The organism is Cytobacillus citreus (genome assembly GCF_018343665.1).
Classification (GTDB): Bacteria; Bacillota; Bacilli; order Bacillales; family Cytobacillaceae; genus Cytobacillus; species Cytobacillus citreus.
This window is the reverse complement of record NZ_JAGYPM010000002.1, coordinates 767,259-792,444: the sequence shown is the minus strand read 5'-3', so window position 1 is coordinate 792,444 and position 25,186 is coordinate 767,259. Positions and strand designations below refer to the sequence as shown.

General features: G+C 37.2%; 23 protein-coding genes and 1 pseudogene. 9 read left to right on the top strand and 15 right to left on the bottom strand.

The window, feature by feature from the left end; all coding sequences use genetic code 11:
* Position 1: 1 nt before the first annotated feature.
* The 7 genes from KHA94_RS09850 to tatC all read right to left on the bottom strand — a co-directional run bounded on the left by KHA94_RS09850 (position 2) and on the right by tatC (position 7,080).
* The gene (locus KHA94_RS09850; RefSeq protein WP_213101937.1) at positions 2-250 is read right to left on the bottom strand and encodes an acetyl-CoA carboxylase; all 249 of its coding nucleotides are present in this window, start codon (positions 248-250) and stop codon (positions 2-4) included.
* Positions 243-1,241, bottom strand: coding sequence for a 5-oxoprolinase subunit C family protein (locus tag KHA94_RS09845; protein ID WP_213101936.1), 999 nt, complete (start codon positions 1,239-1,241; stop codon positions 243-245). Before KHA94_RS09845 ends, KHA94_RS09850 begins: the two co-directional genes overlap by 8 nt.
* Complete coding sequence (locus KHA94_RS09840; RefSeq protein WP_213101935.1) at positions 1,238-2,107, bottom strand: 5-oxoprolinase subunit B family protein; 870 nt, start codon at positions 2,105-2,107, stop codon at positions 1,238-1,240. Before KHA94_RS09840 ends, KHA94_RS09845 begins: the two co-directional genes overlap by 4 nt.
* A gap of 473 nt (positions 2,108-2,580) precedes the next feature.
* Positions 2,581-4,002, bottom strand: a complete 1,422-nt coding sequence (locus KHA94_RS09835) for an aldehyde dehydrogenase family protein (RefSeq protein ID WP_213101934.1) — start codon at positions 4,000-4,002, stop codon at positions 2,581-2,583.
* A 102-nt stretch (positions 4,003-4,104) separates the two neighbouring features.
* A complete protein-coding gene (locus KHA94_RS09830) occupies positions 4,105-5,436 on the bottom strand; it encodes an aminotransferase family protein (RefSeq protein ID WP_213101933.1) in 1,332 nt (443 codons plus the stop codon).
* A 181-nt stretch (positions 5,437-5,617) separates the two neighbouring features.
* On the bottom strand, positions 5,618-6,274 hold the full coding sequence (locus tag KHA94_RS09825) for a DUF1232 domain-containing protein (RefSeq protein WP_213101932.1): 657 nt from the start codon (positions 6,272-6,274) through the stop codon (positions 5,618-5,620).
* Between the two features lie 86 nt (positions 6,275-6,360).
* Positions 6,361-7,080, bottom strand: a complete 720-nt coding sequence (tatC, locus tag KHA94_RS09820; protein WP_213101931.1) for a twin-arginine translocase subunit TatC — start codon at positions 7,078-7,080, stop codon at positions 6,361-6,363.
* Between the two features lie 514 nt (positions 7,081-7,594).
* On the opposite strand from tatC, the gene KHA94_RS09815 reads away from it, so the two are divergent.
* Positions 7,595-8,524: an ABC transporter ATP-binding protein gene (locus tag KHA94_RS09815; RefSeq protein ID WP_213101930.1), complete on the top strand. Its 930-nt coding sequence runs from the start codon at positions 7,595-7,597 to the stop codon at positions 8,522-8,524.
* Positions 8,525-8,528: 4 nt separating this feature from the next.
* Positions 8,529-9,632, top strand: coding sequence for an ABC transporter permease (locus tag KHA94_RS09810; protein WP_213101929.1), 1,104 nt, complete (start codon positions 8,529-8,531; stop codon positions 9,630-9,632).
* A gap of 131 nt (positions 9,633-9,763) precedes the next feature.
* Here the strand turns inward: KHA94_RS09810 and KHA94_RS09805 are convergent, their stop codons facing one another.
* Positions 9,764-11,137: a sigma-54 interaction domain-containing protein gene (locus KHA94_RS09805; RefSeq protein WP_213101928.1), complete on the bottom strand. Its 1,374-nt coding sequence runs from the start codon at positions 11,135-11,137 to the stop codon at positions 9,764-9,766.
* Between the two features lie 194 nt (positions 11,138-11,331).
* On the opposite strand from KHA94_RS09805, the gene KHA94_RS09800 reads away from it, so the two are divergent.
* From KHA94_RS09800 to brnQ, 3 genes are all read left to right on the top strand, one after another.
* On the top strand, positions 11,332-12,318 hold the full coding sequence (locus KHA94_RS09800) for a proline racemase family protein (protein ID WP_249365418.1): 987 nt from the start codon (positions 11,332-11,334) through the stop codon (positions 12,316-12,318).
* Positions 12,319-12,413: 95 nt separating this feature from the next.
* Entirely contained in the window at positions 12,414-13,361 is a 948-nt protein-coding gene (locus KHA94_RS09795; RefSeq protein ID WP_249365460.1) for a proline dehydrogenase family protein, read from the top strand.
* A 128-nt stretch (positions 13,362-13,489) separates the two neighbouring features.
* Positions 13,490-14,836 carry a branched-chain amino acid transport system II carrier protein gene (brnQ, locus tag KHA94_RS09790; protein ID WP_213101926.1) on the top strand — a complete coding sequence of 449 codons (1,347 nt, stop codon included), beginning with the start codon at positions 13,490-13,492 and terminating at the stop codon, positions 14,834-14,836.
* A 372-nt stretch (positions 14,837-15,208) separates the two neighbouring features.
* Here brnQ and KHA94_RS09785 read toward each other — a convergent pair.
* Positions 15,209-15,394 (bottom strand): annotated as a pseudogene (locus KHA94_RS09785) (GNAT family N-acetyltransferase); the annotation flags it as partial.
* Positions 15,395-15,597: 203 nt separating this feature from the next.
* Entirely contained in the window at positions 15,598-16,311 is a 714-nt protein-coding gene (locus KHA94_RS09780; RefSeq protein ID WP_249365417.1) for a poly-gamma-glutamate hydrolase family protein, read from the bottom strand.
* Positions 16,312-16,618: 307 nt separating this feature from the next.
* On the opposite strand from KHA94_RS09780, the gene KHA94_RS09775 reads away from it, so the two are divergent.
* Positions 16,619-16,813 (top strand): hypothetical protein, encoded by a 195-nt coding sequence (locus tag KHA94_RS09775; RefSeq protein WP_213101925.1) that lies wholly within the window; start codon positions 16,619-16,621, stop codon positions 16,811-16,813.
* A gap of 192 nt (positions 16,814-17,005) precedes the next feature.
* Here the strand turns inward: KHA94_RS09775 and KHA94_RS09770 are convergent, their stop codons facing one another.
* From KHA94_RS09770 to pgsB, 4 genes are all read right to left on the bottom strand, one after another.
* Positions 17,006-17,164, bottom strand: coding sequence for a CapE family protein (locus KHA94_RS09770; protein ID WP_213101924.1), 159 nt, complete (start codon positions 17,162-17,164; stop codon positions 17,006-17,008).
* A gap of 444 nt (positions 17,165-17,608) precedes the next feature.
* The gene (locus KHA94_RS09765) at positions 17,609-18,805 is read right to left on the bottom strand and encodes a CapA family protein (protein ID WP_213101923.1); all 1,197 of its coding nucleotides are present in this window, start codon (positions 18,803-18,805) and stop codon (positions 17,609-17,611) included.
* A gap of 11 nt (positions 18,806-18,816) precedes the next feature.
* Positions 18,817-19,266 (bottom strand): poly-gamma-glutamate biosynthesis protein PgsC, encoded by a 450-nt coding sequence (gene pgsC, locus KHA94_RS09760; RefSeq protein ID WP_213101922.1) that lies wholly within the window; start codon positions 19,264-19,266, stop codon positions 18,817-18,819.
* A 15-nt stretch (positions 19,267-19,281) separates the two neighbouring features.
* Entirely contained in the window at positions 19,282-20,463 is a 1,182-nt protein-coding gene (gene pgsB, locus KHA94_RS09755) for a poly-gamma-glutamate synthase PgsB (RefSeq protein ID WP_213102268.1), read from the bottom strand.
* 1,070 nt (positions 20,464-21,533) lie between these two features.
* Between pgsB and KHA94_RS09750 the strand changes: the two genes are divergently transcribed.
* The 3 genes from KHA94_RS09750 to KHA94_RS09740 all read left to right on the top strand — a co-directional run bounded on the left by KHA94_RS09750 (position 21,534) and on the right by KHA94_RS09740 (position 24,305).
* The gene (locus KHA94_RS09750; RefSeq protein ID WP_213101921.1) at positions 21,534-23,279 is read left to right on the top strand and encodes an alpha/beta hydrolase; all 1,746 of its coding nucleotides are present in this window, start codon (positions 21,534-21,536) and stop codon (positions 23,277-23,279) included.
* 148 nt (positions 23,280-23,427) lie between these two features.
* Positions 23,428-23,892, top strand: a complete 465-nt coding sequence (locus tag KHA94_RS09745; RefSeq protein WP_213101920.1) for a DinB family protein — start codon at positions 23,428-23,430, stop codon at positions 23,890-23,892.
* A gap of 167 nt (positions 23,893-24,059) precedes the next feature.
* Positions 24,060-24,305, top strand: a complete 246-nt coding sequence (locus KHA94_RS09740) for a DUF2164 domain-containing protein (RefSeq protein WP_057773739.1) — start codon at positions 24,060-24,062, stop codon at positions 24,303-24,305.
* Between the two features lie 140 nt (positions 24,306-24,445).
* On the opposite strand, the gene KHA94_RS09735 is transcribed toward KHA94_RS09740, so the two are convergent.
* Entirely contained in the window at positions 24,446-25,162 is a 717-nt protein-coding gene (locus KHA94_RS09735; RefSeq protein WP_213101919.1) for a YjjG family noncanonical pyrimidine nucleotidase, read from the bottom strand.
* Between the last annotated feature and the right edge of the window lie 24 nt (positions 25,163-25,186).

The following is a 25,186-nucleotide window of genomic DNA, read 5'->3' as shown; positions in this document are numbered from 1 at the left end:
TTTATTGTTCGATAATGACAGCTATTTCCTGTCCTGCATCGAGAAGGTCTTCGTCCTCAACAAAGAATTGTGCAAGGACTCCCTCTGTTTCCGCTTTAATTTCATAAAAATTTTTCATCACTTCTACAAGGGCAATTACGTCTCCTGTCTTAACCGCATCTCCTTCTTTTACATATACATCCTTATCAGGAGCTGGCTTACGGTAAAACACTCCGGGAATGGGAGTTAGCACTGTTTTTTGCTCAGCCATTTTTTACTCCTCCTTTATGTCCTAATACTTGCTGCTTCATTTGATTGATTTTGCCTTGATATTCTTTTCGTATCTCAAGCGCTTCGTGAATATCGACAGCCACAAACCGAACCTTTTCATTCGTTTTGATTTGGGCCATCTTATCTAAGTCCGTACTAATAATGGTACAAATCGTCGCATACCCTCCGCCTGTCACCGCATCATTTAATAAAGCAATCGGTTCGACGCCATCAGGTACCTGTATGGACCCAATTGGATAGCCTAGGTCAACAACATTTGATGGATTGCTGCCTGCTCCAAATGGCTGTTCACGCTCAACAAAATTCAAGCGTTCTCCTTTAAAACGATAACCAACCCGGTTCGCTTCTGGAGTAACTGTCCAGTCAATTGAGAAAAAGCGTTCCTTACTTTCTTCTGTTAAACGATAACTGCACAATCCTAAAACAACACGGATCTCATTTGTTTTTGAAAACGTCGGAATAAGTTCATCACTTATACGGGTTCCAACGGCTATCTCTGATTCGTTTTCTCCGCCGATTTTCAATTCATCTCCTGCCTGAAGAGCACGTCCTTCAAAGCCTCCAATGCCACACAATGTGTAGGTAGACCGTGATTCCATGATCAGCGGCACATCAATCCCGCCCGCAACGGCTAAATATACACGTGCTCCTTGTTTAATAAAATCAAATGAAAGTACATCGCCAGCCTTGATCGCTAGCGTCTCCCACATAGGAACTGACTGACCATTGATTTTTGGCGGCATCTCTCCTCCCGTAATGGCAACGTTTACATCTTGTTGAAATTCTAAGACCGGTCCCATATAGGTGATCTCAAGAACGGCAGCATGATCCTTGTTTCCAACAAGTAAATTACTTGCCAAGTAAGAATATTTATCCATTGCACCTGATGGAGGCATTCCCACTTCATAATGACCAATTCTGCCGTGATCTTGAACAGTTGTTTGAAGCCCAGGATTAATCACTTTAATCATGCGTACAGCCTCCTTAGCACGGAATCTGAAAATGCTTTTGGATTTTCAAGTACATCTTGCGGTTTAAAGGTAATTTCCTTTGTTAAATAACGGAAATCTCCATTTTCAACTTCACTTCGAATTTCTTCGTATTCTTCCATCGAAATGCTTCGATATCTGAAAACATCCCCTTGTCTAGGGAAGGTCATCGATTCTTTGAAATCATGCAAACGCTGTTCTTTTTCAAAAATCGGTGCTGCTGCAGTGCCAAACAATTGATAACCCCCTGCACCTTGTACCGGGTAAATAACAGCAAATGCACCTCCAAATCCAAATGCTCTCTCCGGCGTATACGTTCGAGGACGAACATATTTCGGCGCTTCGATTTGCTGTTCATTCGGAACCATTTGATAGCACCATGGTAAACCCGGAACAAAACCAATCATTGAGACGAGATAAGGACTATCCGTGATAGCTTTGATTAGCTCTTCTTTTGATTGAAAGCCGTTAGTACGGGCCACATATTCAAGATCTGTCGCTGTTGGGTCCTGATGTCGGTCTCTAAAACGCATCAACGCTTCGTGCGTCCAAGGATCCTCGAATAAAATCGGAACATCAACTGCACGGGCTGTGATTTCAAAATTTTCTAAGGACACCTCTTGATCAAGTTCTTTCAATTTTGAAATTAATTCGTCAGGGTGAATGATATCTGGATTAAATCGAATCATATAGGAAGCATTTGAGGGGCAAATATCCAGTATTCCAGGTAGCTTTCCCTCTCTTAAAGTCTTTGTAATGGCCATTGCCTGAAAATTCGTTTCCAGACTCATTGCCTCAGATAATTCAACAAAAATAAACTCGTCACCGCCGTATTCATAACGGGCCAATGAACTTCACCTCACTGTAAGTATTTATCGCGCTCATGAACGCCACATCCTGTGGCATTCGCCCGACTAGGACTTCATGTCCATCGAACTATTAATATTGCAATTTCCATGCCAGTTTAATATTTATTGATTTTTCAGATTATTGGATGTTCTGGGTTTATAAAATCATTAAAATCTTTCAAAATTGAAAGTTTATGTTTCATTATTGAAATTGTACGAAGGATTTTTTTCTGAGAATAATTTAGTTGCGGATATCTATTCGGAAGCGGCGGAAATATTGGAAAAGTGGCGGTTAATTCTTTAACTGACCGATATATCTTGAAAAGTGACCGATATATTCAAAATCTGACCGATATATCTGGAAAGTGACCGATATATTTAAAATCTGACCGATATCCATGGAAGAAACCATAAAAATCGAAAAAAAGACTGCAATATCCTTTAATTGATAGAGATATTGCAGTCTTTTTTTATTAATTTCTATTAAACACAACTAATTTTAGTTCTGTCATTTCTTCAATCGCATACTTAATGCCTTCTCTGCCGACGCCACTTTCTTTAACCCCACCATACGGCATATGATCCACACGGAAGGTAGGGATGTCATTAATCATGACTCCTCCTACATGCAATCGCTCTGCAGCTGTTAAGGCGGTATGAACATTATCCGTATAAATACCAGCCTGAAGCCCGTATCGGGAATCATTCACAAGCTCAATTGCCTCGTCCACAGATTTCACTTTATTAATTAACACTATCGGGGCAAATACTTCCTGGCAAGAAACCTTCAAGCAAGAATCTGCTTCTAATAGAACGGTAGGTGATAAAATATTGCCTTCCGCTGTTCCTCCCACTGCAACTTTTGCTCCTTGCTGCTTTGCTTCCTCAATCCAGTCAAGGGTACGCTGTACATCCTTTGGCGTTATTAAAGCTGAAACATCCGTCTTTGAATCAAGCGGATCACCGATCTTTAGCCGCTTCGTAGCTGTAATAAACTTTTCAACAAATGCTTCATATTGTTCTTCATGGACATAAACTCGCTGTAAGGAGATACAAACTTGACCTTGAAAACCAAAGGCACCTGAGACACAGCGCGAAATGATTTTATCAATATTTTTATCCTTATCTATAATAACCGCCGCGTTCGATCCGAGCTCCAGCGTAACACGCTTTAATCCAGCTTTATTTCGGATTCCAATCCCCACCGCAGGACTGCCGGTAAAAGAAATCTTTTTTACCCGATCATCCTTCACAAGCTTTTCTCCAATTAACGAACCGCTTCCTGTTACGACATTTAACGCTCCAGCTGGCAGCCCCGCTTCCTGAAATAATTCCGCAATAAACAAAGCAGATAACGGTGTTTGACTTGCTGGTTTTAAAATAACGGAATTACCAGACGCAATGGCTGGCCCCACTTTGTGAGCAACTAAATTCATAGGAAAATTAAAAGGTGTTATCGCCCCAATCACTCCAATTGGTTCACGAACTGTGTAAGCAATTCTTCCTTCTCCGCCTGGTGCTGCATCAAGCGGTATCGTTTCTCCATGAATTCGTTTCGCTTCCTCTGCAGCGAATTTATATGTCTGAACCGTCCTGGCAACCTCCGCTCGTGCGGCTGAAATCGGTTTAGCTGCCTCTGCGGCAATGATCTCAGCGGCTTCATCTGCCCGCTTTTCTAATAGGGAAGCCACTTTTTCTAAAATCTGAGCACGTTGATGGCTTGGCATAGCAGCCATTGTTTTTCTCGCCTGAAAAGCAGCCTCAAGCCCCATATCAACCTCTTCAACCGTTGCTGCCGGTATCTCTGCTATAACATTTCCACTGTAAGGAGAGCTAAGGGATGCATACTTACTTGCCTCCATCCATTCTCCATTAATGAATAATTTCTTCTTCATCTGTGGTCTCTCCTTTAACTTTAATTGCTATTATTGTTTTACTACTTTATTATATTCTTCTAACATATGGAACTCTAATATTTTGGCTAGTTTAAAAAGCAGTTATATTAAAACTTCGGTTTCTACTGCAGCAATAGTATCATGAAGGATATCAATCATTCTTGCCATTTCTTCCTTGTTAATGATTAAAGGCGGTGAGAATACAACAGTATCTTGATTATCGAAAACGACTGACCTGCAAATAAGTCCTCGCTTGGCCGCTTCCGTTACAATGATAGGAGCTACAGGTGTCTGAAACCTCTCATTTGTCTGTCGGTCTTTAACAATTTCAATTCCACCCATTAATCCTAGACCTTTTACCTTGCCAACGATCTGCCGCTCGCCTTGAATCCACCTGAACCCTTTAAGCATTTCGCTTCCCATTATTTCAGCATTTTCTATTAAATTTTCCCGTTCAATGATTTCAATATTTTTTAACGCAACCGCGCAAGCCATTGGGTGTCCGCTGTAAGTATAGCCATGCAAAAGAGTGCCTGTCGAAAGCTCAGTAAAATCTTGATGAATTTTCTCCGAAAGCATTACTCCTCCTAATTGTGCGTACCCACTAGTTACTCCCTTCGCAAAGCACATCATATCTGGTGTCACACCATAATGTTCAATTCCAAAATATTTTCCAGTTCGGCCAAACCCTGTTATCACTTCATCTGTGATAAATAAAATGCCATACTCATCACAAATGCTTCTAACTTCCTTAAAATAGTTTTCCGGTGCTACATGAAGCCCTCCTGCTCCTTGTACTGGCTCTGCAATAAAGGCAGCAATCGTTTCCGGCCCTTCCGCTTCAATTACATTACGTAAATCCTCAGTTGAAAAGTGATCTGCATAGCAGAAATCTGGATCAAAAGAGTTGATAAAGTCACGAAAAGGCTTCAAACCTGTAGCACTTGTCGATCCCATGGCAACTCCATGATAGGACTTCGTTCGAGATATAATCTTTTTTCTATTCGGCTGCCCTTTTAATATCCAATAATGACGAGCTAATTTATAGGCTGTATCGTTCGCCTCTGAACCACCAGAAGTAAAGAATGTGGCATTTAAATCTCCCGGGGCAATTTGGGCAAGCTTTGCTGCTAATCGAATAGCAGGCTCATTGCTATAAGTAGCAAAACATGATGAGAAAGCGAGCTTTGACATTTGTTCCATTGCCACTTTCCCCAATTCCTCTCTTCCATGCCCTACATTCACATTCCACAGAGAAGACATCCCATCAATTAACGTATTTCCCTCCACGTCTTTAAGCATGACCCCTTTTCCTTCTGTAAAAATAAAGGATGGTCCATGATCTTGCTGTTGTTTAATAGGAGAGGTCGGATGCAGAAAATGTTTCTTATCTAAGTCCATTAATTCTTGAATAACATTCACATCTTTTATCATGTTTTGATTCCTCCTAAAAATTTATAGTTTCGTTCTTATATAATTAGTAAATGCAAATTTTATGCCAATTTTTAATTGAAAGTCTTAATTTTTTGAATATAAAAAAAACCAAGTCAAGTTCGACTCGGTTTAAGTTCAAATATTTTTTCATTCAAGAGTTTCGCTTTTATTCGAAAACATATTAAGCTGGAAATTTTTTCGTGATGTCCTCTAACACAAGTTGTACTGCAATGGCATCATCTAAATACCCAATAGGCAGAAGATAATCAGGGATTACATCTAGTGGCAAGATGAAGTACAATAGTGCACTTCCGATCACTGCCAATTGCTGCGGCATTGCCTTCATTGAACGGAATTGATCAAACATCTCCTGCACTTGACTAATAAATGGTCCTATACTTCCTAATTTCTTCACCTTTTCCTCAAAGCCATTTAGAATCGTTTCTTTCCCTTCGTCTGTCTGAGAAAATTGCTGATAAGTCTCTAAGTGGTTTTCAACACTTTCAATCGTGAACTTATTATTCGATATATTAGAAGATTTGAAGAAATGTTGAGCACTTTCTACAGATAAATAAATATCCTCGGAATAAGCCTTTTCTTGTTTTTGCTTATTAAGATAACCGGCAGCTGAAAATAAAGTAGTAACCGGAACATCAAGGCACTCTGAGAATTTATGTAAATGATCTGGGGTTGCTTTTCTTTTACCGTTAATAATCCGTGATATCGTAGCTGTATCAATTTTTGTCAGCTCACTAAGCTTTCTCATGGAAAATGAACGTTGCTTTAATAATTCTTTTAACAACAAACCAATACAATTATTTTTTCTGTCTTCGGACATACTCAACTTTCCTTTCATTGTTAATAGCCCTTTCAAGTTTATTGTCAAAACTTCCTGTGAAGTCCGATTTAGGTTAACACAAAAAATTAGTCCTGTTCGTACCTATGCTTGCGTTTATAGACTATTTTTGATAAGAAAATGCTAATTTCAAATAATAGTATCAAAGGGACCGCAACCGAAATATGCGAAATGAATTCCGGAGGAGAAATCATAGCAGCAATGATAACTAGAATGAAATACGCATATTTTCTTATCTTGACTATTTTATTAGGATTCATTAAGCCTAGAGTCGTTAAGAACATAGAAACAAGTGGTAATTCAAAAGCGATACCAAATGGCAATGTCATGTTAATTAAAAAACTGATATATTTTTCTGCCGTAAAGGAAGCAGCCATTAAATCTTCTCCTAAGCGAAGGAGAAACGTCATAATGTTAGGAAAAATAAAGAAATAGCCAAATGCTAATCCTCCGAGAAAAAGTAAAAACATAGGAGGAATATACATTAAGGCAACTTTTCTTTCGAAGGGCTTTAAAGCAGGTTTAATGAATAGCCATAGCTGCCATGCTGTAACCGGAATCGTGCATGCTAAAGCAAAAACAGTCGCTATATGGAAATAAATCCACAGAATATCACTCGGCCCTAAAACCATAAGCTTGTAATCAAGGCTCCCCGTAAAAAAAAGAAAAATATCCTTAACAAATACGAATCCTATCACAAGAAATATCAAGAAGGCCAATGCAGAAATAATTAGTCTTTTTCGTAATTCATCTAGATGGTCAACTATATTCAGTTCCCTATCTGCCAAAGTCCCACCTCCTAATTTCGGATTAGAGAATAATAGTGTTTTTTACTTTAAGAAATATTAACATCAATGGGCTTATATCTAGCTGTTTCACCCAAAAGAATCTAATATATATAGTTTCATAATTACAATATAAGATTCGTTGTATATTTGTCAACAAAACCTCTACTATTGTCAACACCTCTTATAAATAAGTTGTGAACACATTAAACTTTCCTATTAGCTAACAAATAGCCATAGCTCTGCCATGCTGTAACCGGACTCGCGCCTGCTAAAGCAAAAACAATCTATATAGAAATAAACCCACATAATATCAATCAGTCCTAAAATCATACGCTTATAATCAAGGCTCCCCATAAAAAAGAGTATTATATCCTTAACAAAACCGAATCCTACCACAAGAAATATCAAGAAGGCCAATGCAGTAATAGTTACTTAAAAGGGAATAATTCCATTTTCCAAAAGAATACAATTAACCTGTGTATGATTTTTTTTGATCATTAAAGGGGGGATTGGATTGCCCATTTTGGAAGTAAAGGAGCTTCGAAAGTCGTTTCAATCGGTAGTGGCTGTGGATTCAATTAGCTTTTCCGTAGAAGCTGGTGAAATATTTACGATTATTGGTCCTAATGGTGCCGGGAAAACAACAACACTGGAAATGATTGAGGGGCTGCAAAAACCAGATAACGGAGAAATCCAACTGAAGGGAATGAACTGGAAAGGCGATTCAACGCCCATTAAGCAAATCATCGGTGTCCAGCCGCAGACGAGTGCCTTGTTTGACCTACTTAACGTATACGAAAGTTTAGATGTGTTTGCAGGGCTCTATGAACGTTCACGCTCCATTGACGAGGTTTTGGAATTTATTAATTTAACCGACCATCGAAAAAAATTTGTCAAAACCTTATCTGGCGGGCAAAGGCAGCGGCTGGCGATTGGAATCGCACTAGTCAATGATCCTGATATTCTATTCCTAGATGAACCGACAACAGGACTAGACCCGCAAGCACGCAGAAACATATGGGATATTATCCTCAAACTAAAAGGCTTAGGAAAAACGACCATTTTAACAACGCATTATATGGAAGAAGCCGAAAAGCTAAGTGATCGTGTTTGTATTGTTGACCAAGGCAAAATCATTGCCCTAGATACTCCGCAGAACTTAATACAACTTTTAGCAAAAGAACGTGAAATTCACCTGACTTTTCCTTCTAGTATGAAAGACGCCCAGAAAATGGTTCTGATGGTTAAAGCGTATCCCGGGGTAACAAAAGTGCATACAGAGCAAAACAAGCTCATTTTTTCAACAGCAAGCCCAGAAGAATCACTCTATCATCTTTTTAAATATACGACAGAGAATCAAATCCTCGTTCAGCAAATTGGGATTAAAGATTTAAGCCTAGAGGATGTTTTTATTACATTTACAGGGAAAGAGTGGAGGGACTAAACAAATGAAACAGTTTCGTAAGCTCTTTGAGGCGAATTTCAAATCAACGTTCCGCGAAAAAGCAGTATGGGGCTGGTCCATCGCTTTTCCCATTTTACTTATGGTTATTTTCCTGACTATTTTCGGTGGATCCAATGACGGCGAATCTACCTTTGAGGCTCATATTGTAACAGTTATGGAAGAACCGAATGAACTTGCATCCGGCATACAATTAGTATTGAAACAAATACCAGTACTCACATGGGAAAAGGATTCGACAGTTAGCCGTGCAGAGGCAGCGGAGTGGCTAAAAGAAAAAAAGATTGATGCAGCAATTGTTCTTCCAACTAGTCTTGACGCAAAGGGTGTAGAGTTGCTATTAAATAAAGAAAAAGAAAATTCCATACTGAATCAAGCAATGGGCGGTATTCTTAACGGTGTTCTTCAAGAAGTGAACTATCGAATTGCAAATGTAAGTCCTCAGCTTACTTTGCAGACAAAATATATTTCTTCTGGAAGTGATACGCTGAAATATGTGGATTTCCTTTTCACCGGGATGATTGCTTTATCCATCGGGCAAGCAGGGTTATTTGGGATGGTTGGTATGATTGAAATGCGCAGAAATGGTCTTTTAAAACGATTAATGCTGATACCCATCTCGATGGGTACATTTGGACTAAGCCAGACTTTAGTTCGCCTCATACTCTCAATCATTCAAATTATCATCCTCACATTCATTGGCGTCTTCTTTTTTAAAGCTTCCTTACATTTAAATATTCTTTCTTTTCTAATCGTCTTTATCGTCGGAACGATTACCTTCTCTGCTTTCGGCTTTATGATTTCGGCTTTTACGAAATCAATGGACGGTTATATGGGGTTAGCCAATATTTTCAGCTTACTCATGATGTTCTTAAGCGGCATCTTTTTCGAGTTATCTATGCTCCCTAGCTATATAAAACCCATTGCCGTCATTTCCCCGCTCACTTACTTTGCTAACGGGATTCGAGATAGTATGGTGTATGGCATTGGGATCATGAACTCGAGCTTTTGGGTTAATATCGGAGTACTTGTATTATGGGGGATCGCAACATTTGCTGTTGGTGCGAAGTTTTTTAAGTGGAGAGCGTAAGAATGACTTGGATCTAATAAGATACTTGCAATTTAACAGTTTTTTAGAATAAGCAAAACTAGTTCCAAACAAATTTAAATAAGAGGATGAGATTTTAAACGCTCATCCTCTTTTTCTAGCATTAAAAGCTTTCAAACTTTAATATCAAATTGTTTTATTTTATTGTAGAGGCTTACCCTGGAAATACCTAATTTTTTGGCTGCAGCGCTTTTATTTCCATATGTTTCGTTAAGGGCTTCTATAATTCTATCCTTTTCCAATGTTGCTTTCTCGAGGGCTAATCCTTCCTTATTCATATTTTCCTGTTTAATACTAGGAAATATATTAATGATATCTTCCGCATTGATTGCAGATTTATCAATAAAGATGATCATTCTCTCCACAACATTTCTTAGTTCTCTTATATTTCCTGGCCATTTATAGCTCATAAATACATCCATTGCACTATTCATAAGCGTTGGAAGCTCCTTTTGGTATTTGACAGCAAATTCTTGAGCGAAATTTTTGACCAATTCCGGAATATCATCAATTCTCTCTCGAAGTGGGGGAATCTTCAATGTAACAACATTTAAACGATAATATAAATCTTCTCGGAATGTCCCCTGTTTGACCATTTCTTCTAAATCGCTATTCGTCGCTGCAACGATTCTAATATTCACTTTTACCGAGGTATTTCCGCCAATGCGACAAACTTCTCTTTCCTGGAGAACCCTTAATAATTTCACTTGCATATCAAGTGGAAGCATACCAATTTCATCTAAAAATAAAGTACCACCGTCCGCCATCTCCACTTTTCCTGCTTTCCCCTCCTTATCTGCACCTGTAAAAGATCCTTTTTCATAGCCAAAAAACTCGCTTTCAAAAAGAGCATCCGGAATAGCGCCACAGTTAATCGGAATAAAAGGCTGATTCTTTCTTAAGCTGGCTTCATGAATTCCTTGCGCAAATAGTTCTTTCCCTACTCCACTTTCCCCTTGAATTAAAACCGTAGCATCCGTTTTCGCAACTTTTATAGCTAAGCCCTTTGCATTTTGTAAAGCATCACTATGCCCTTTAATTTCTGATAATGGACCTATTTGTTCATGCAAATGATACTGTTGTTTTATTTTTTGTAATTGGGTTGTCGTTAAAGTTAACTTCTCATTTAATTTCACAATATTTGTTATGTCTTGGTCGATCGAGATAGCTCCTATTAAATTCCCCTTATCATCAAAAATGGGAGAGGAGCTAATCAAAACATGCATATCTGGTCTTGGCTGATGATACACATTCGAAACGGCTTTCTTTGTTTCTAGTATCTCGAGTATTTTCAAATCTTCTATTTTAAAAAACTTGCTTATTTTCTTCTGCTTAATATCCTTGAGCGGGACTCCATAAATTTGTTCAGCCTGTGCACTCCAATATTGCACTTCCCCTAATGCATTAATAATTGTTATAGCATCAGAACTTGTTTCCATTAAAGCATTTAAATAATTAAAGGAATGATCCAATGACAAATCTTTCATTCCTTGCACCTCCCACTGTCACTACTGTAAATGTAAAGGTGTATTTACAAAAGTGTAAATTTAATGAACACTTCCTATTGTACAAGGACTAGAAATCGTTAGCAATATTACAATTATCCCTAATTATTCAAGTTGGCATAAAATTTGCACATTAGCTACGTAGTCACCATTAATATCATCAGGAGGTTGCAAATATGATGTTAACTTTGGAAAATTATATTCAAACAATTGATGCCCATACGATGGGAGAGGCAGCCAGAATTATTGTTGACGGTCTTCCTAGCGTTCAAGGAAATACAATGATGCAGAAGAAACAATATTTAGAATCCGAATTAGACCATATTCGTAAACTTCTAATGCATGAACCAAGAGGTCATTTAAATATGTTCGGTGCCATATTAACACCGCCATGCAATCCTGATTGCGATCTCGGTGTCCTATTTATGGATAGCGGCGGTTATCTGAACATGTGTGGTCATGGTACGATTGCCTCTGTCACAATTGCTATAAATAATGGCCTCATCGCTAAAAAGGACAAGGTATTCCTTGACACGCCTTCTGGTATTGTTGAATGCCATGTAGCATACGAAAACGATAAGGTGAAAGAAGTTTCCTTTATTAATGTTCCAGCGTTTTTATTTAAAAAGGATGTAAGCGTTTTAGTAGAAGACTTAGGGTTAATTAAGATGGATATTGCGTTTGGGGGAAGTTTTTTCGCCATAGTGGATGCTGAACAATTCAATTTTAAATTAGACATTGATGAACAAGATCAAATCGCGGCAATTGGCATGGCCATCAGGAAGGCAGCAAATGAACAATTGGTTATTGAGCATCCCGAAATTCCGGAAATAACGACCATTGACCTTGTTGAATTCAGCCTTCAGCTAGATGAAAATCATTATAAAAATACCGTTGTTTTTGGAGATGGCCAAATCGACAGATCCCCTTGCGGAACAGGAACATGTGCAAAACTATCAACCTTGAAGCTTGAACTAAATGAGCAAATTATTCAAGAAAGCATCATTGGATCACAGTTTAAAGGGGAGGTCGTTGATTTTACAAACGTAAAAGGATATGAAGCCATCATTCCAAAAATCACAGGATCTGCATGGGTAACAGGCGTTCATAAATTCTTATTAGATGAGACAGATCCATATACAGAAGGATTTCTATTAAAATAATCTAACCAAATTATAAATTGGAAAAGTGCTTGTCACTGCAGCAGCAAGTGCAAAAAATGGAGGTAATTACTTTGGCTTTAACAAGAGACTTCTTTATGATGCTATCACAAAATAAAGTTCTTAACAGCGGGGCAAAAAGATGGGGACTAAAACTTGGCGCCCAATCTGTTGTTGCCGGAACAAATATAGAGGAAATGGTCGAAAGCGTCAAAAAGTTAAATGAAAATGGCATTTCGGCAACAATCGATAATCTAGGTGAATTTGTTTTTGAAAAAAAGGAAGCAACAGAGGCTATGAATCAAATTCTGGGCGTTATTGAGGCTATTCATAAAAATAATTTGGATGCTCATATTTCCTTAAAGCCTACCCAGCTTGGCTTAGATATTGAATATGGCTTCTGTTTGGAGAACTTAAGGGAAATCGTTGCAAAAGCATACGAGTATAATATTTTTATTAACTTTGACATGGAGGATTATGGCCATCTGCAGCCATCTTTTGATATTATCGATGAGCTTTCGAAAGAATATGATAATCTCGGCACAGTCATTCAAGCATACTTCTATCAATCTGAAGAAATCATAAAAAAATATGAAAACTATCGCTTAAGAATCGTAAAAGGTGCTTATAAGGAGCCTGAAAACTTAGCCTATCAAGACAAAAAAGATATTGACCGAAACTACATCAAGCTAATTGAATATCACTTGTTAAACGGGAAATTCACATCAATCGCAACCCATGACCACCATGTCATAGATCATGTGAAAAATTTTGCGAAAAAGAATAATATTCCGCAAGAAAAATTTGAATTCCAAATGCTGTATGGATTTAGAAAAGATTTACAGCTTAAGCTTGCCAAGGAAGGCTATAATTTCTGCACATATGTCCCATTCGGAAATGATTGGTATGGCTATTTCATGCGCCGATTAGCTGAACGTCCACAAAATCTCAATCTTGTTGCAAAACAGGTGTTTTCTAAAAAAACAAATACACTAATTGGAATTGGAGCTGGAGCCTTTATTTTAGGAAGATTAAGTAAAAAATGAATAGTGTAAAAACTAAGATGACTGAAATGTTATAATACTACTATAATATTTATAATAGAGCGGAGGACGAATATCCATCCCTCCTTATTAAATGTCATCCTCGATTTGTATCTTAAGGAGGAGAATCAATGGAAAAGAAAGTATCATTTTTGCAAGTGATTGTAATTGGTCTCATGCTCTTTGCTATGTTCTTAGGCGCTGGTAACGTTATATTCGCTCCGATGGTAGGCCAACAGGCAGGAACAAATACTTGGATTGCCATGGGTGGATTTTTAATTACAGGTGTAGGCTTAGTTTTACTAGCTATCATAGCTTTAACACGCGGAGGAGGAACAGTTGAAAAACTATCAGGAAGAGTTCACCCCGTGTTCGCTACCATATTCTCAATTTTACTATTCTTAGCGCTTGGGCCAATTTATGTAATCCCGAGAACAACTTCTGTCGTATATGAAATTGCCATACATCCTTTAGTAGAAATGAAATCAGATGGCAGTCTTTATTTGTTTATTTTCTCTACGATATTTATCGTACTAACGATCTTGCTTTCATGGAATACAACAAAATTTGTCGATCGGCTTGGAAAAATAATCACTCCTATATTTGCAATATTATTATTATTGCTAATTGGAAAGTCAATTTTTACACCAATGGGAAGTATTGGACAACCTCAAGGAGAGTATATTCAAAGCTTTGACGCTTTTTTGAAAGGGTTTGTACAAGGCTACTACACGATGGACGTTCTTGCCGCCTTTGTATTTGGAGGAATTTTCATTAAATCGATCAGTTCCTTAGGAATAAAGTCTGAAAAGGAAGTATCAAAGATATTTATTAAAGCAGGAATCGTGACTATTATCGGCTTGGTCGGGCTGCAAACCTCAATGGCATGGATTGGTGCTTCAAGCGTCGACGCCATTGGGTTTAAGGAAAATGGCGGAGAAGTGTTAGCACAAAGCTCAAAAGTTCTATTCGGACAGATCGGAATTTATATCATCGGGACCATTATATTCTTAACAGGAATCACAACAAATGTTGCCTGTTTAGCAGCTGTATCCGAATACTTCGAAAGAATTGTCCCTTCCATTTCTTATAAAAAGTGGTTAATTCTCTTTTCCATTTTTAGCTTAATCATTACAAACTTTGGTCTCAACAAAATTCTAACATTAGCATCTCCTATTTTGCTTTTACTCTATCCATTGGCCATTGCTTTAATCGTTTTAATATTTACAAATAATTTGTTTAAAGGTCATCAATCGGTTTATATTGGAACAATGATTGGCGTGGGATTTGTTGCCATTCTTGATGCTTTAAAGGACGGCATTATTGCACCGGAAACCATTAATAACATCTTTGGTTTCATTCCATTATTTGAAAATGGCGCTGGCTGGATTGTCACAGGCCTAATCGGATTTTTAATCGGTTTGATTGTAGCCAAATCAAAGAAAGAACCTGACAGGACGATTAAAATGGCTAGTTAAAAGTTAATATTTATGTCCCTTCACCACTTTCTGTGATTTCAACACAATCCCAGAATTAAGTTAGCTAGATTGGTTCCCAATCTTAAGTAGCTCCTTCATCAACTACCTTAAGAAAAGCTGAAGAAGGAAGACTAAGTTTGTTTAAGACTAGTGAATCACATATCTTCCCTGTTCTCCAGTCCTGGACAAGGGCAGACAGATATTCACACAAGGGACAACGCATTTCTGATGTACTTTTTTCAACATGTAGAAAATAACTATCCTAGTAAAGTGAAAAACACTTACGAACCCCTCCTGTTATGTTGAGTGACGCTAACATGATTGCCAGGAATTCGTAAGTGTTTTCTTATTATATGGAAATATCCATATATTTTAAAAATTACTATTCATATAGTCCTCTTTAAGTATGCTATATATTTCTAAATCAACTATTCCTTTTCCAGACCAAACGTTCGCTTGTCTTAGCAATCCTTCCTTCATAAAACCATTTTTTAATAGAATTTTTTTGGAAATCTCATTTGCTGGCATTACCTCTGCTTGAATTCTATTCATATTCATCTAGCCGGTGCAAATGGCGGACACAATAACTGTTGCAATTGTGAAACAATTCCCCAAAAAGTTTAGAATATATAAGAGTTATTGATTGCACAATAAGATAATAAGTGGAACTAATTTTAGTGCCTCAGATTGTAGACAAAAGGCATTCCGAATGTCCCATTCGGATGCCTTTTCCATATTTAATCAATATGGTTTTTCATTTGTTACTCCAATTCTTTTTGCTTATACTTTAAAGTTGCTTTTTCCAAAGCTTCTACAAATTTATCGTATTCTTCTGTTTCCTGTTTTCTATTGTTCATTGCGAAGTCATCATCTTTAAAAAAGCTTTTTCTTAGCTTTGTAGATAATTCTAATTGAACACCTTCTCCCAATTCATTTCGGTTTACGATGTTATTTTTTTGTGTTCCTTTGAGATTCCTAGGTGCTTCTTCTACATGAAATCCTTCTTTTTTCAAGTATTTCTTCACGATTTTCTTATATTCGTCATTTCTGCCACCGATATATACGTTTTCTTTTTTTTCGTCATGATATCCATGTATAGATAAAATGGTTTTTGCTTCCTTGGCCATACTGACTGCGGTCGGTTCATCATACAAGGTTGATGCAATATGAAGCATTTGGTTATCCTTTGGTTTCAGTGCCTCAAATACATATGTGCTGGAGTTCAGCTTTTCTCCGAGATCGACAGCTACTTCACCTGTACCAATTTCTATATTTCCTCCATGTATCGCCATCACTAATATTTCTGGATTGCGATGATAGGCTTTAATCCGATAATCTATATTTTCTCGTTCATATTTCTGCAATTCTGTAAAACTCTTATATTCCTTATATCCCTTTGGCTTTTCTCGCATAATTATCCCAACACCAATTAATAGTAAGATTACACATATACCAATGAGTATTCTTCGTATCATCTATAAACTCCTTATACAGTCTATTATCAAAACGCAGCACTTAGCCGATTTACAAAAATAGCTGTACTATAATATAAAAGGGCTGTCCAGAAAGTCAGTGAAACTGACTTTCTGCAGCCTCTTTTTCAAAAAGTTTTAAAAATGTCCAAAAAAATCGTCCTATTTAGTAAAATGTAAGTGACCAAACCAACATTTAGAAAGGACGATTTTTTTATGTGCAATCCGAAGATTACTACTGAAAATTATAACACGCAAATGACACTTCTTCCAGAAACAGAAACCTTTAAAGCTGATTCGGGAGAATTTCTTGCCCCGACTAGCTAAATATAATGAACAGAACGAAACCTTTGGCGATCGTAACAGGAATCGTCAAGTTTACTGGAATACGGTCTTTGTAGAAATGAAAGCAAAGGCAAAAACAGCCCTTGAATGTGATGAAAAAGCAACTATCTACGCTCAACGCAAAGTCGGTGGAAAGTGTGTTCGGTCACATCAAGGGTAATCGGTCGTTCCGCAGGTTTTCCTTGCGGGGCCTCGATAAAGTAATGTCGAGTTTGGGATTGTGGCATTAGCCCACAACATATTGAAAGTAGCAGGGCTTCGCCTAGCTACTTTCCTGAAAAATTCTCCATATAAAAAAGCAGCTAAAGAAAAGTGTTTCGTTTTCCTTAGCTGCTTTACTTTTAGGGACTTATCAAACAGCCCCATTTTTTACATTTGTATTTTGATTAATTTTCTGTTGTTCATCAGGTGTTAATGTATCTGTACGTTTAAAAGCATTCATTGTTAAAAGTAGTGCACCTATAATCACAATAGGTAAAATCCATTTTGTTACGCTTTTTACTACTTTCATTTTCTTATCCCCTTATCAAAAGTTTTCACCTATGTATTACGGAGAAGTCCAAGTGCTCGTAAATGACCTACATCAGTATTTAAGGAATGTTTCCGCCCGGCGAGCCGATTCCGATTGTCTCTTTCCCTTGTTTTTTCAGCACGGTTGGCGCTTTAAAGGGAATCAATTGCTTTGTTGTTAGGATAAAACAAGCTGGTCTTACTTGAGTAAACTCTTGATTTAGCATTCGCCAAGTGCATTGTTAACCCCTGATTTACTTCAAATCCATTTTCAGAATAGTGAATCGCTGGTTATAGCAAAGTTTTCATCGTTAACTTTCCATATTTATTCTGCGCATACTGCATGCTGGCTACTAAGCCCGGAACACCTGAGATAGCTTCTCTTTCAGTGTCCGGAGATGTTTCGCGGTAGTCGAAAAATAAGGCCGCTCCGGATTTAGGTTTCTTACGATCCTTCCTCATTTTGTTCGCGCTTTTTCATGTGATCTATTACATGCTTATGGTTCACAATAATCTGCAACTTATCTTCCTTCTCGGACCAAAGTACATTTTCCGTAGTTTCCTTCGTTAATTGGCGATAAATTCGCTCCTTCTCTAAATAGCCTGTTGCTGGTCTTGGTGTTGCTTCTTCAATTTGTAATGGCACTACATCGATCGTGGCTTTCCCATTATCTTCTAGGTTGTATTGTACCATTGCCGTATCTTTTGTACGTGTCCAGCCTTGATCAAATACAAAGTTACCTAAGCTGTAGAAAATAACTCCTTGTTTATATATATCAAAAGATTGAAGTACGTGAGGGTGATGTCCAATGATGATGTCTGCCCCTGCATCTACCATCGCTTTTGCCAGCGCTTTTTGACGAGGGCTCGTATCTGTATCATATTCTTGTCCCCAATGTACATTCACCACAACTAAATCTGCGTTTCCTTGTTTAGGATCTTTCGCTTTTGCAATCATTTCAAAAAACACGTCTGGATTGGCACTTAATACACCGCCTTGTTCCTTTGTTGCAATGTCACCTGAAACAAACTCATCAGTAAATCCTAAGGTTGCAACTCGAACGCCGTTTACATCCTGATAGTTGATTTGTTCCTTAGCGTCTTTTCGGTTCTTTCCAGCTCCCACATAATCCATATTAGAGCTTTCGAATGTATCAAGTGTGTCTAGTAAACCTTTTTCTTTATAATCCATCACGTGGTTATTTGCCAAGTTCATGACAGTGAATCCTGCATTTTTAACAGCCTGTATTGCGCTTGAGTCCGTATGCAAATGAATACTTTTGTCAGCTTCTGAGTAGTTTGATACCTCATCTTTTAAAATAGGAGTTGCTAAATTTCCGCTTACATACTCTGAGTTATCAAAATAAGGCTTCACATATCGGAATAGATAATCCGCTCCGTGCTGTTTAATGACTTCTTCAACATGTCGTCCCAGCATAACATCCCCTACCATTGTCATAGTAAGTTTTTGATCTTTTAGTGGCTCCACATTTTCAACTTCCTCAGTTCGCCCCATCCATGTTGTTATCACTAACGATAAGATTAGAATGGGAGTTATAATCGCTGCGTACTTGAGATTTTTATACTTTGTTTTCTTAATGAAAATGAGTAGTTTTTCTTTGAAATTTAAATTTCGCTTCATATTCATACACCTCAGAACAAGTAATATACGTTCAAAATACCGAATGTTAAACCGGATAATAGAAGCGTACTGCCAATTGTTAATGGCATCCCTTGTTTTTGAATCGTGTTCGCTATCAATCCTGGTATGATAATTCCAATGCCGCGGAATTCAAAGATTTCGAACGGCATAACAGGGTAAAAGTAATCAAATATCAGCTTTAAAGAAATTCCTGTAATCAGCATCGCTGCAAATTTTCTTCTTCCATATAAAATAACCCATCTTGATACCCCATAAGTTACAATCAAATATGTTAATATACTAATCAAAAATACTACTAACATAACTGCTGGCTGATTAAAAACCAACGCTAAATACCCGGGTACAACAAGCCCTGCTGGCAATACGCCTGTTTTTTCCGTAAAAATAAGGCTTAGTGTAACTCCTAGCACCAGTGCTACATATAAATCTGATCCAAACATTGATGTTCCTCCTATTTAGCTGGCTTTTTGCACTATTTTTAGTTCCATAATAACGTCAATTAACTGCTCTGCTGCACCGTGAATGTTTCCTACACCGTATACGACACGGCCTTTCAAGTATGGACGAAGACGATCCATAATCTCATCTGTTGTCCATTCCTCTAAATTCCAATACTCTTTCGTATCTAATTTGCCTTGTTCAAAAGCTTCTGTAATCGGTGCTGTTGTCTCTCCGATTGCAATTACTACTTCAGCTTTTATATAAGGGAGTACGTCTCGTGCGAATTGTTCAGTACGATCTACACGGTCTGGACGACAGTTCATAATGACGATAGGAGATTCTGTGCTATATCCCAACGTGCTTACACGCTCCCAGATTCTTAAGGTAGATGAAGCATCGTTTGCGGCAAAGCCATTTACAAGGAATGATGGATTTACTTTGTCCCCGATTCTAGTAATACGCATTGCCCCTGGATCCGGATGTGCATTTAACATGCCACGGAACGCTGTTTCTTCATCAATACCTAGTGCTTCTGCAACCGCCAAAGCAAGGGATGCGTTATCCGGGAATACCATATAGTCAAATTGCCGCAGGAATTTCTCTGGAATTTTTGAGTTATCAGCCACAACAACTTTTGTGTTACGTTCAGCTGCAATTTGATTAAACAACTCTAAATATTCGCTTTCGATTGTAATTAAATGACCATTATATGGAATAGTCGCTGTAAAAGCTTTTGCAACCTCGTCTAATGTAGGTCCCATTACATCCATGTGGTCCTCCAAAACGTTAACGATAACACCGATGTTTGCTTGGATCATCTTATTTTGAAAGGTTAATTGATAGTCAGGCTGAACAGCCATACATTCACAGACAAGTGCTTCTGTTTCTAAGTCTGACACTTCTTTTACTACACGGCGTTGTTCCCCAATGTTAGGACCTTCTGGTCTACGCTTTATCGGTTTTTCTTCATCTGTAAACCAATAGATCATTCTTGCTGATGTACCAGTTGTTTTACCCACTGTCTTATAATTAGCTTCTTGAATAACACCTGTAATAAGTCGAGTTACAGTTGATTTTCCTCGGATACCGTTAACATTTACACGGATTGGAATGGAGTCAAGTCGCTTCTGATGACAGCGTTGTTCCCATATGCCGTAACCAAGCAAAAATAATGCACATATAACTATGAGGGCCATTTCTTCTTTTTCCTTTCTTACTTGTAATTTTTCATCTTTTACAAAAAACTCTCCAACCATTTAATTACACTAATTAACTAGTTGAGCTTAAGTTATTTATTCAATAGAAACATGGTGTCGTCCGTTGACCCATCATTGATTTAAATAACTTCAAATTGAGAATAAGATAATGATTTATGCTTTTAATCGAAGTTTCTATAATTCCCTGTTCGTTGTAACAGTGAACTAAGATGCTAATCCCCTTTTTATTTCCAGGTTTTGTTTAATGCCTTCATTTTGTTCACGAAACCACGGTAAACAATGGAATAAATGGAGCACAGGAAAGATAACACATACCATGAACTAAAATGAAACTTAAGTATCCACAATACCCCCCTTTTTTAACATAAGTAACGTTATTTTTATACCGCTGCAATCATTTACATTTTCATATATAAAATGGTTTTTGTGTAGAAAAAATGGTAAAATAATGAAAAATACCTACACATTTTAAGGCAAAGTGTCGAATCAAGAAGGAAAAATATTACTTATATTAATGAGATTGCCCTACTCACAATGAGAGGTTTTATAGATATTAAGGCTGAAATGTTTTTTCACAATAGTGAATAAATTTGACAAATCACCAAAATCTATCAAGAAAATAATTCTTTATATTAATCAAGATGTTAAGTCAATTAAAAAGTTAAACGAACCCGGGCTAATTCGTTATGACCAAACAATTTCATTATAAATAAACTATTCTTAAAAACTTGTGGTTTAATTTAATAGTTATCTATTTTTAATTGAACTGTTAATTTCTATGAATAAAAGAAAAATACTTACCATTTACTTCACATTGTCATTAAGTTAAGAAAAAAATTCTTAATTATTGACCAATTCTCCCCCGTCATCAAAAAACTCTTACCTTTAATTAGTACAATGTTACACTTATAGTTGAGGTGAAAAAGGCGAGAATTTTAAAAATATTTTAATTTTTCTATAAAAATTTGAACTATTTCCCTTTTTTATTCGTATAACTATTAGAACATTAAGAGGGAGTCTTTTTGGCTCCTAAACAGGAGGAGAATAAATTGGGGAAAAAAGTAGCAAAAACAATTAGTTCATTAGTGTTAGCAAGTTCACTTGGATTAACTGGTGTAGTAAGCAGTTTTTCTATAGACGAACATCGTGTTTCTGCTGAAGAAACTATCAAAGAAATTGATTATGAACAAAGAGCGAAAGAGTTTGTTGAGCTTGCTAGAGCAAACAACTGGGATGCGGCCTATCAGCAATTAAGTAAAAACCTTCAATCCGTTTTATCCAAAGACCTTTTAAACAGCTATTGGACAAACCTATTAAACTCATACGGAAAAATCATAGAAACAAAGTTCAAAGATTTAAAGATTGATGGAGTACACACGAAAGCTACGTTCTCTATGACAGCGGAGAAAGGACCTTTTGAGCTTGTTATCCTTTTTAATAGTGAGGGGAAGGTAGATGAGTTTTATACTGATATGGTCTATCAACCAAACAACTTCTTAAATCCATCATATAATCACCCAGAAAACTATACTGAAAAACAAATAACCATCGGCGAAGGAGAGTTTTCCCTGCCTGGAGTACTAACAATTCCAAAGGGGAAAGGCCCGTTTCCTGTCGTTGTACTCGTTCATGGTTCTGGTGCTCATGACATGGATGAAACGATGTACTCGATAAAGCCTTTCCGTGATATCGCCGTTGGACTTGCCAATGAGGGTGTAGCTGTTCTTCGTTATGATAAAAGAACAAAAGTTCATCCGATCAAATCCAGTTTGAAGCCTATGTTTTCCATTCAAGAGGAAACAGTACTTGATGCAAATCTAGCTGTGGAAAAATTAAAGTCACTGCCAGAAATTGATTCTAAAAATATCTTTGTTCTAGGACACAGCCAAGGTGCTTTTGCTCTTCCACTTATTATCAATAATGATAAGAAACAAGATATTAAAGGTGTTATCGGAGCAGCAGGGCCAGCAGGGAAGTTTCAAGATTTACTGCTATGGCAATTGGACCAAGCAGTGGAAAGAGCCGAGAAAATGAATATGTCTAAAGAGCAAATAGAAGCAATGATGGAACAATTTGCACCTTTGAAAGAGTCATTAGCTTTGCTTAATGATCCTAAATATTCAAAAGAAAATCTGCCTGCTGTATTCAAAATAGGCAATCCTTACTGGTGGTTCGATATCCGTGACTATATCCCAGCTGAGCTTGCTAAAGAGCAAACTGTACCGACACTACTTTTACAGGGTGGCAAAGATATTCAAGTGCCAGCTTCAGAGCTTGACAGCTGGAAAACAGAGCTTAAACAAAGAGACAACGTAGAGTATAAAATATATCCAGATATGTATCATATGCTGGCAGACTTCCCTGGCCAGCCAAATGGACAAACAGAGTATATGACACCTAGCAATGTCTCACAACAATTTATTTCAGACATTGCCAAATGGGTGAAAACTGGCAGCATTAATTCTAAGCCCGAAGAAAGCAACAAACCAGAAGAGGATAAGCCAGATGTACAAAAGCCAACACCAAAAGTATACTGGGATGGCTTATTAATGAAAAAAGGCCAGATTGGTAAAGTATCAATTTCAAAACCGATTAACCTTTGGAAACGTCAAGATGATAAATTGCAATTCGTTAGAGTTTTAAAGCCTGGTGAACAATATCGTGTGTATAGGTACGATAATAAATTCGGCGGACAATATGGCCTTGGCGGAGACTGCTACATAACGAATCTCAAAGGCTATGTGGAATATAAAACACCATCCAAAGCAAAATTAAAAGAACTACACAATGAATAGTCATATACTTCATAGATACCAAAAAGCCCTCCGTTCAATTTCGGAAGGGCCTTTTATTTTCGTATTTTGTTTATTTTCTATACCTTTAGCAGGAAAAACGATTTTTATTACAGAATACATTTCTATCAAATTTTAAGGAGTGAATGCTATGAACGAACGTCACGTAGTATTGTTTAATCAGCTAGAGAGCTATCGAAGCGAAATTTCAGGTGTATTAGAGAACGTTTCAGAGGAGCAAGCCGACATTATTCCAAAGGGTTTCAACAATAATATCCGCTGGAACCTGGGCCATATTTATCTGGACCAATATTTATGGATTCAAGCAGTAACAAAAGAAAAAGCTGATGTGCCTAAACAATTTCATTCTTGGTTTGGATATGGAACCTCTCCAGCCAACTTTACTCCTGAGACACCTTCATTAGAAGAGCTAAAGAGCTTACTACAAAGACAACCATCCCAAATAAAAGAAATTTACGGTGATCGATTAGAAGAAGAGTTCCCTCCAACTGAAATGGGGATGCATACCATTGAACAAGTATTAATTCGCACTATTTTTCACGAAGGAATTCATTTACAAGCAATTCTTAATTTAAAAAAATGTATAAACGACTAAAAACAATTCCTTATCGGCTGATAGTCGAGGTGCATTCATAGTGGAATGCACCCGATTGTTATAGGACCAATACACATGTACATACTATTTCAAGAAAAAACAGCCTGTAATTTTCTGAATTCCACATGTATAGTTACAGTAATAAATTTCTTGAAGGAGTGTTCACTATGTTTTTAAAACTTACAAAAGAGCAGCATCAATTAATGATATCTGACATTCAATATTTCTTTTCGCAAGAAAGGGATGAAGAAATAACTGAATTTGCTGCAGAAAGAGTGTTAGAGTTCGTTAAGGAGTCACTTGCTCCACATTTCTATAACGCTGCTGTCTTAGATGTCAAACATGTTGTGGAACAGCAATTTTCTTCACTTGAAGATGAAATATTAACGCTAGAGCGGCCGACTAATAGGTAAAAAATATTTCAAGGGTGAATTAGATATCATTCACCCTTTTCAGTTCTAGCAAATTTCAGATAGCCTACTATCATAATAACTAATTTCTTTCTGAACACATTTAACCCATCTTATTAAAGTTAATAATGCTTCATTCACATTTAATTACAGATGCCAATTCTATTTTCTTTTACGGCTAAAATGTGATAAAGCTCCTCCAGTTTTTGAATCTGATAGGTTGGAATAATGCCTGTGTTATTCGGTTTCATTTCTGGATTAAACCAACATGTGTCTATACCAGCTTGATGACCACCTATAATATCCGCACTTAAGGAATCCCCAATAATTAATGTTTGTTCCACATCAAAATTAGAAATTCGCTCAAAGACATAATCAAAGAATTCCTTCATCGGCTTTTGGTAACCGGTGTCCTCCGAAACAAAAATTTCATTAAACAGCGGATATAATCCTGAATCACGCAGACGCTTATCCTGAGTCTTGGAAACACCATTTGTCACAATAAATAAGTCATAATGGTTATGAAGGTCTGCTATTAATTCAAAGGCACCACTTATAAGCTGATGCCCTTGTTCCAAGTAGGTACGATAATTTCTTTCAAGGAAGGCCCCATCAACCTCTTTTCCATATTCCTTAAATAAAATAGAAAAGCGTGTGTTCACAACCTCATCACGATTTAGTTTTCCTTCTTCAAAGGATCTCCATAAACCTTGATTAATTTTCTTATATTTCTCCTCGATTTCAGGGGTTAAGGAAAAATTTTGCTCTTCAAAAAGCAATCTCAATGCTAATCTTTCTGCCGCACCAAAATCTAACAGTGTATCATCAACATCAAATAATAAAGTTTTATATTTTTTCATTACTCTCTCTCCATTTTTTCTGAC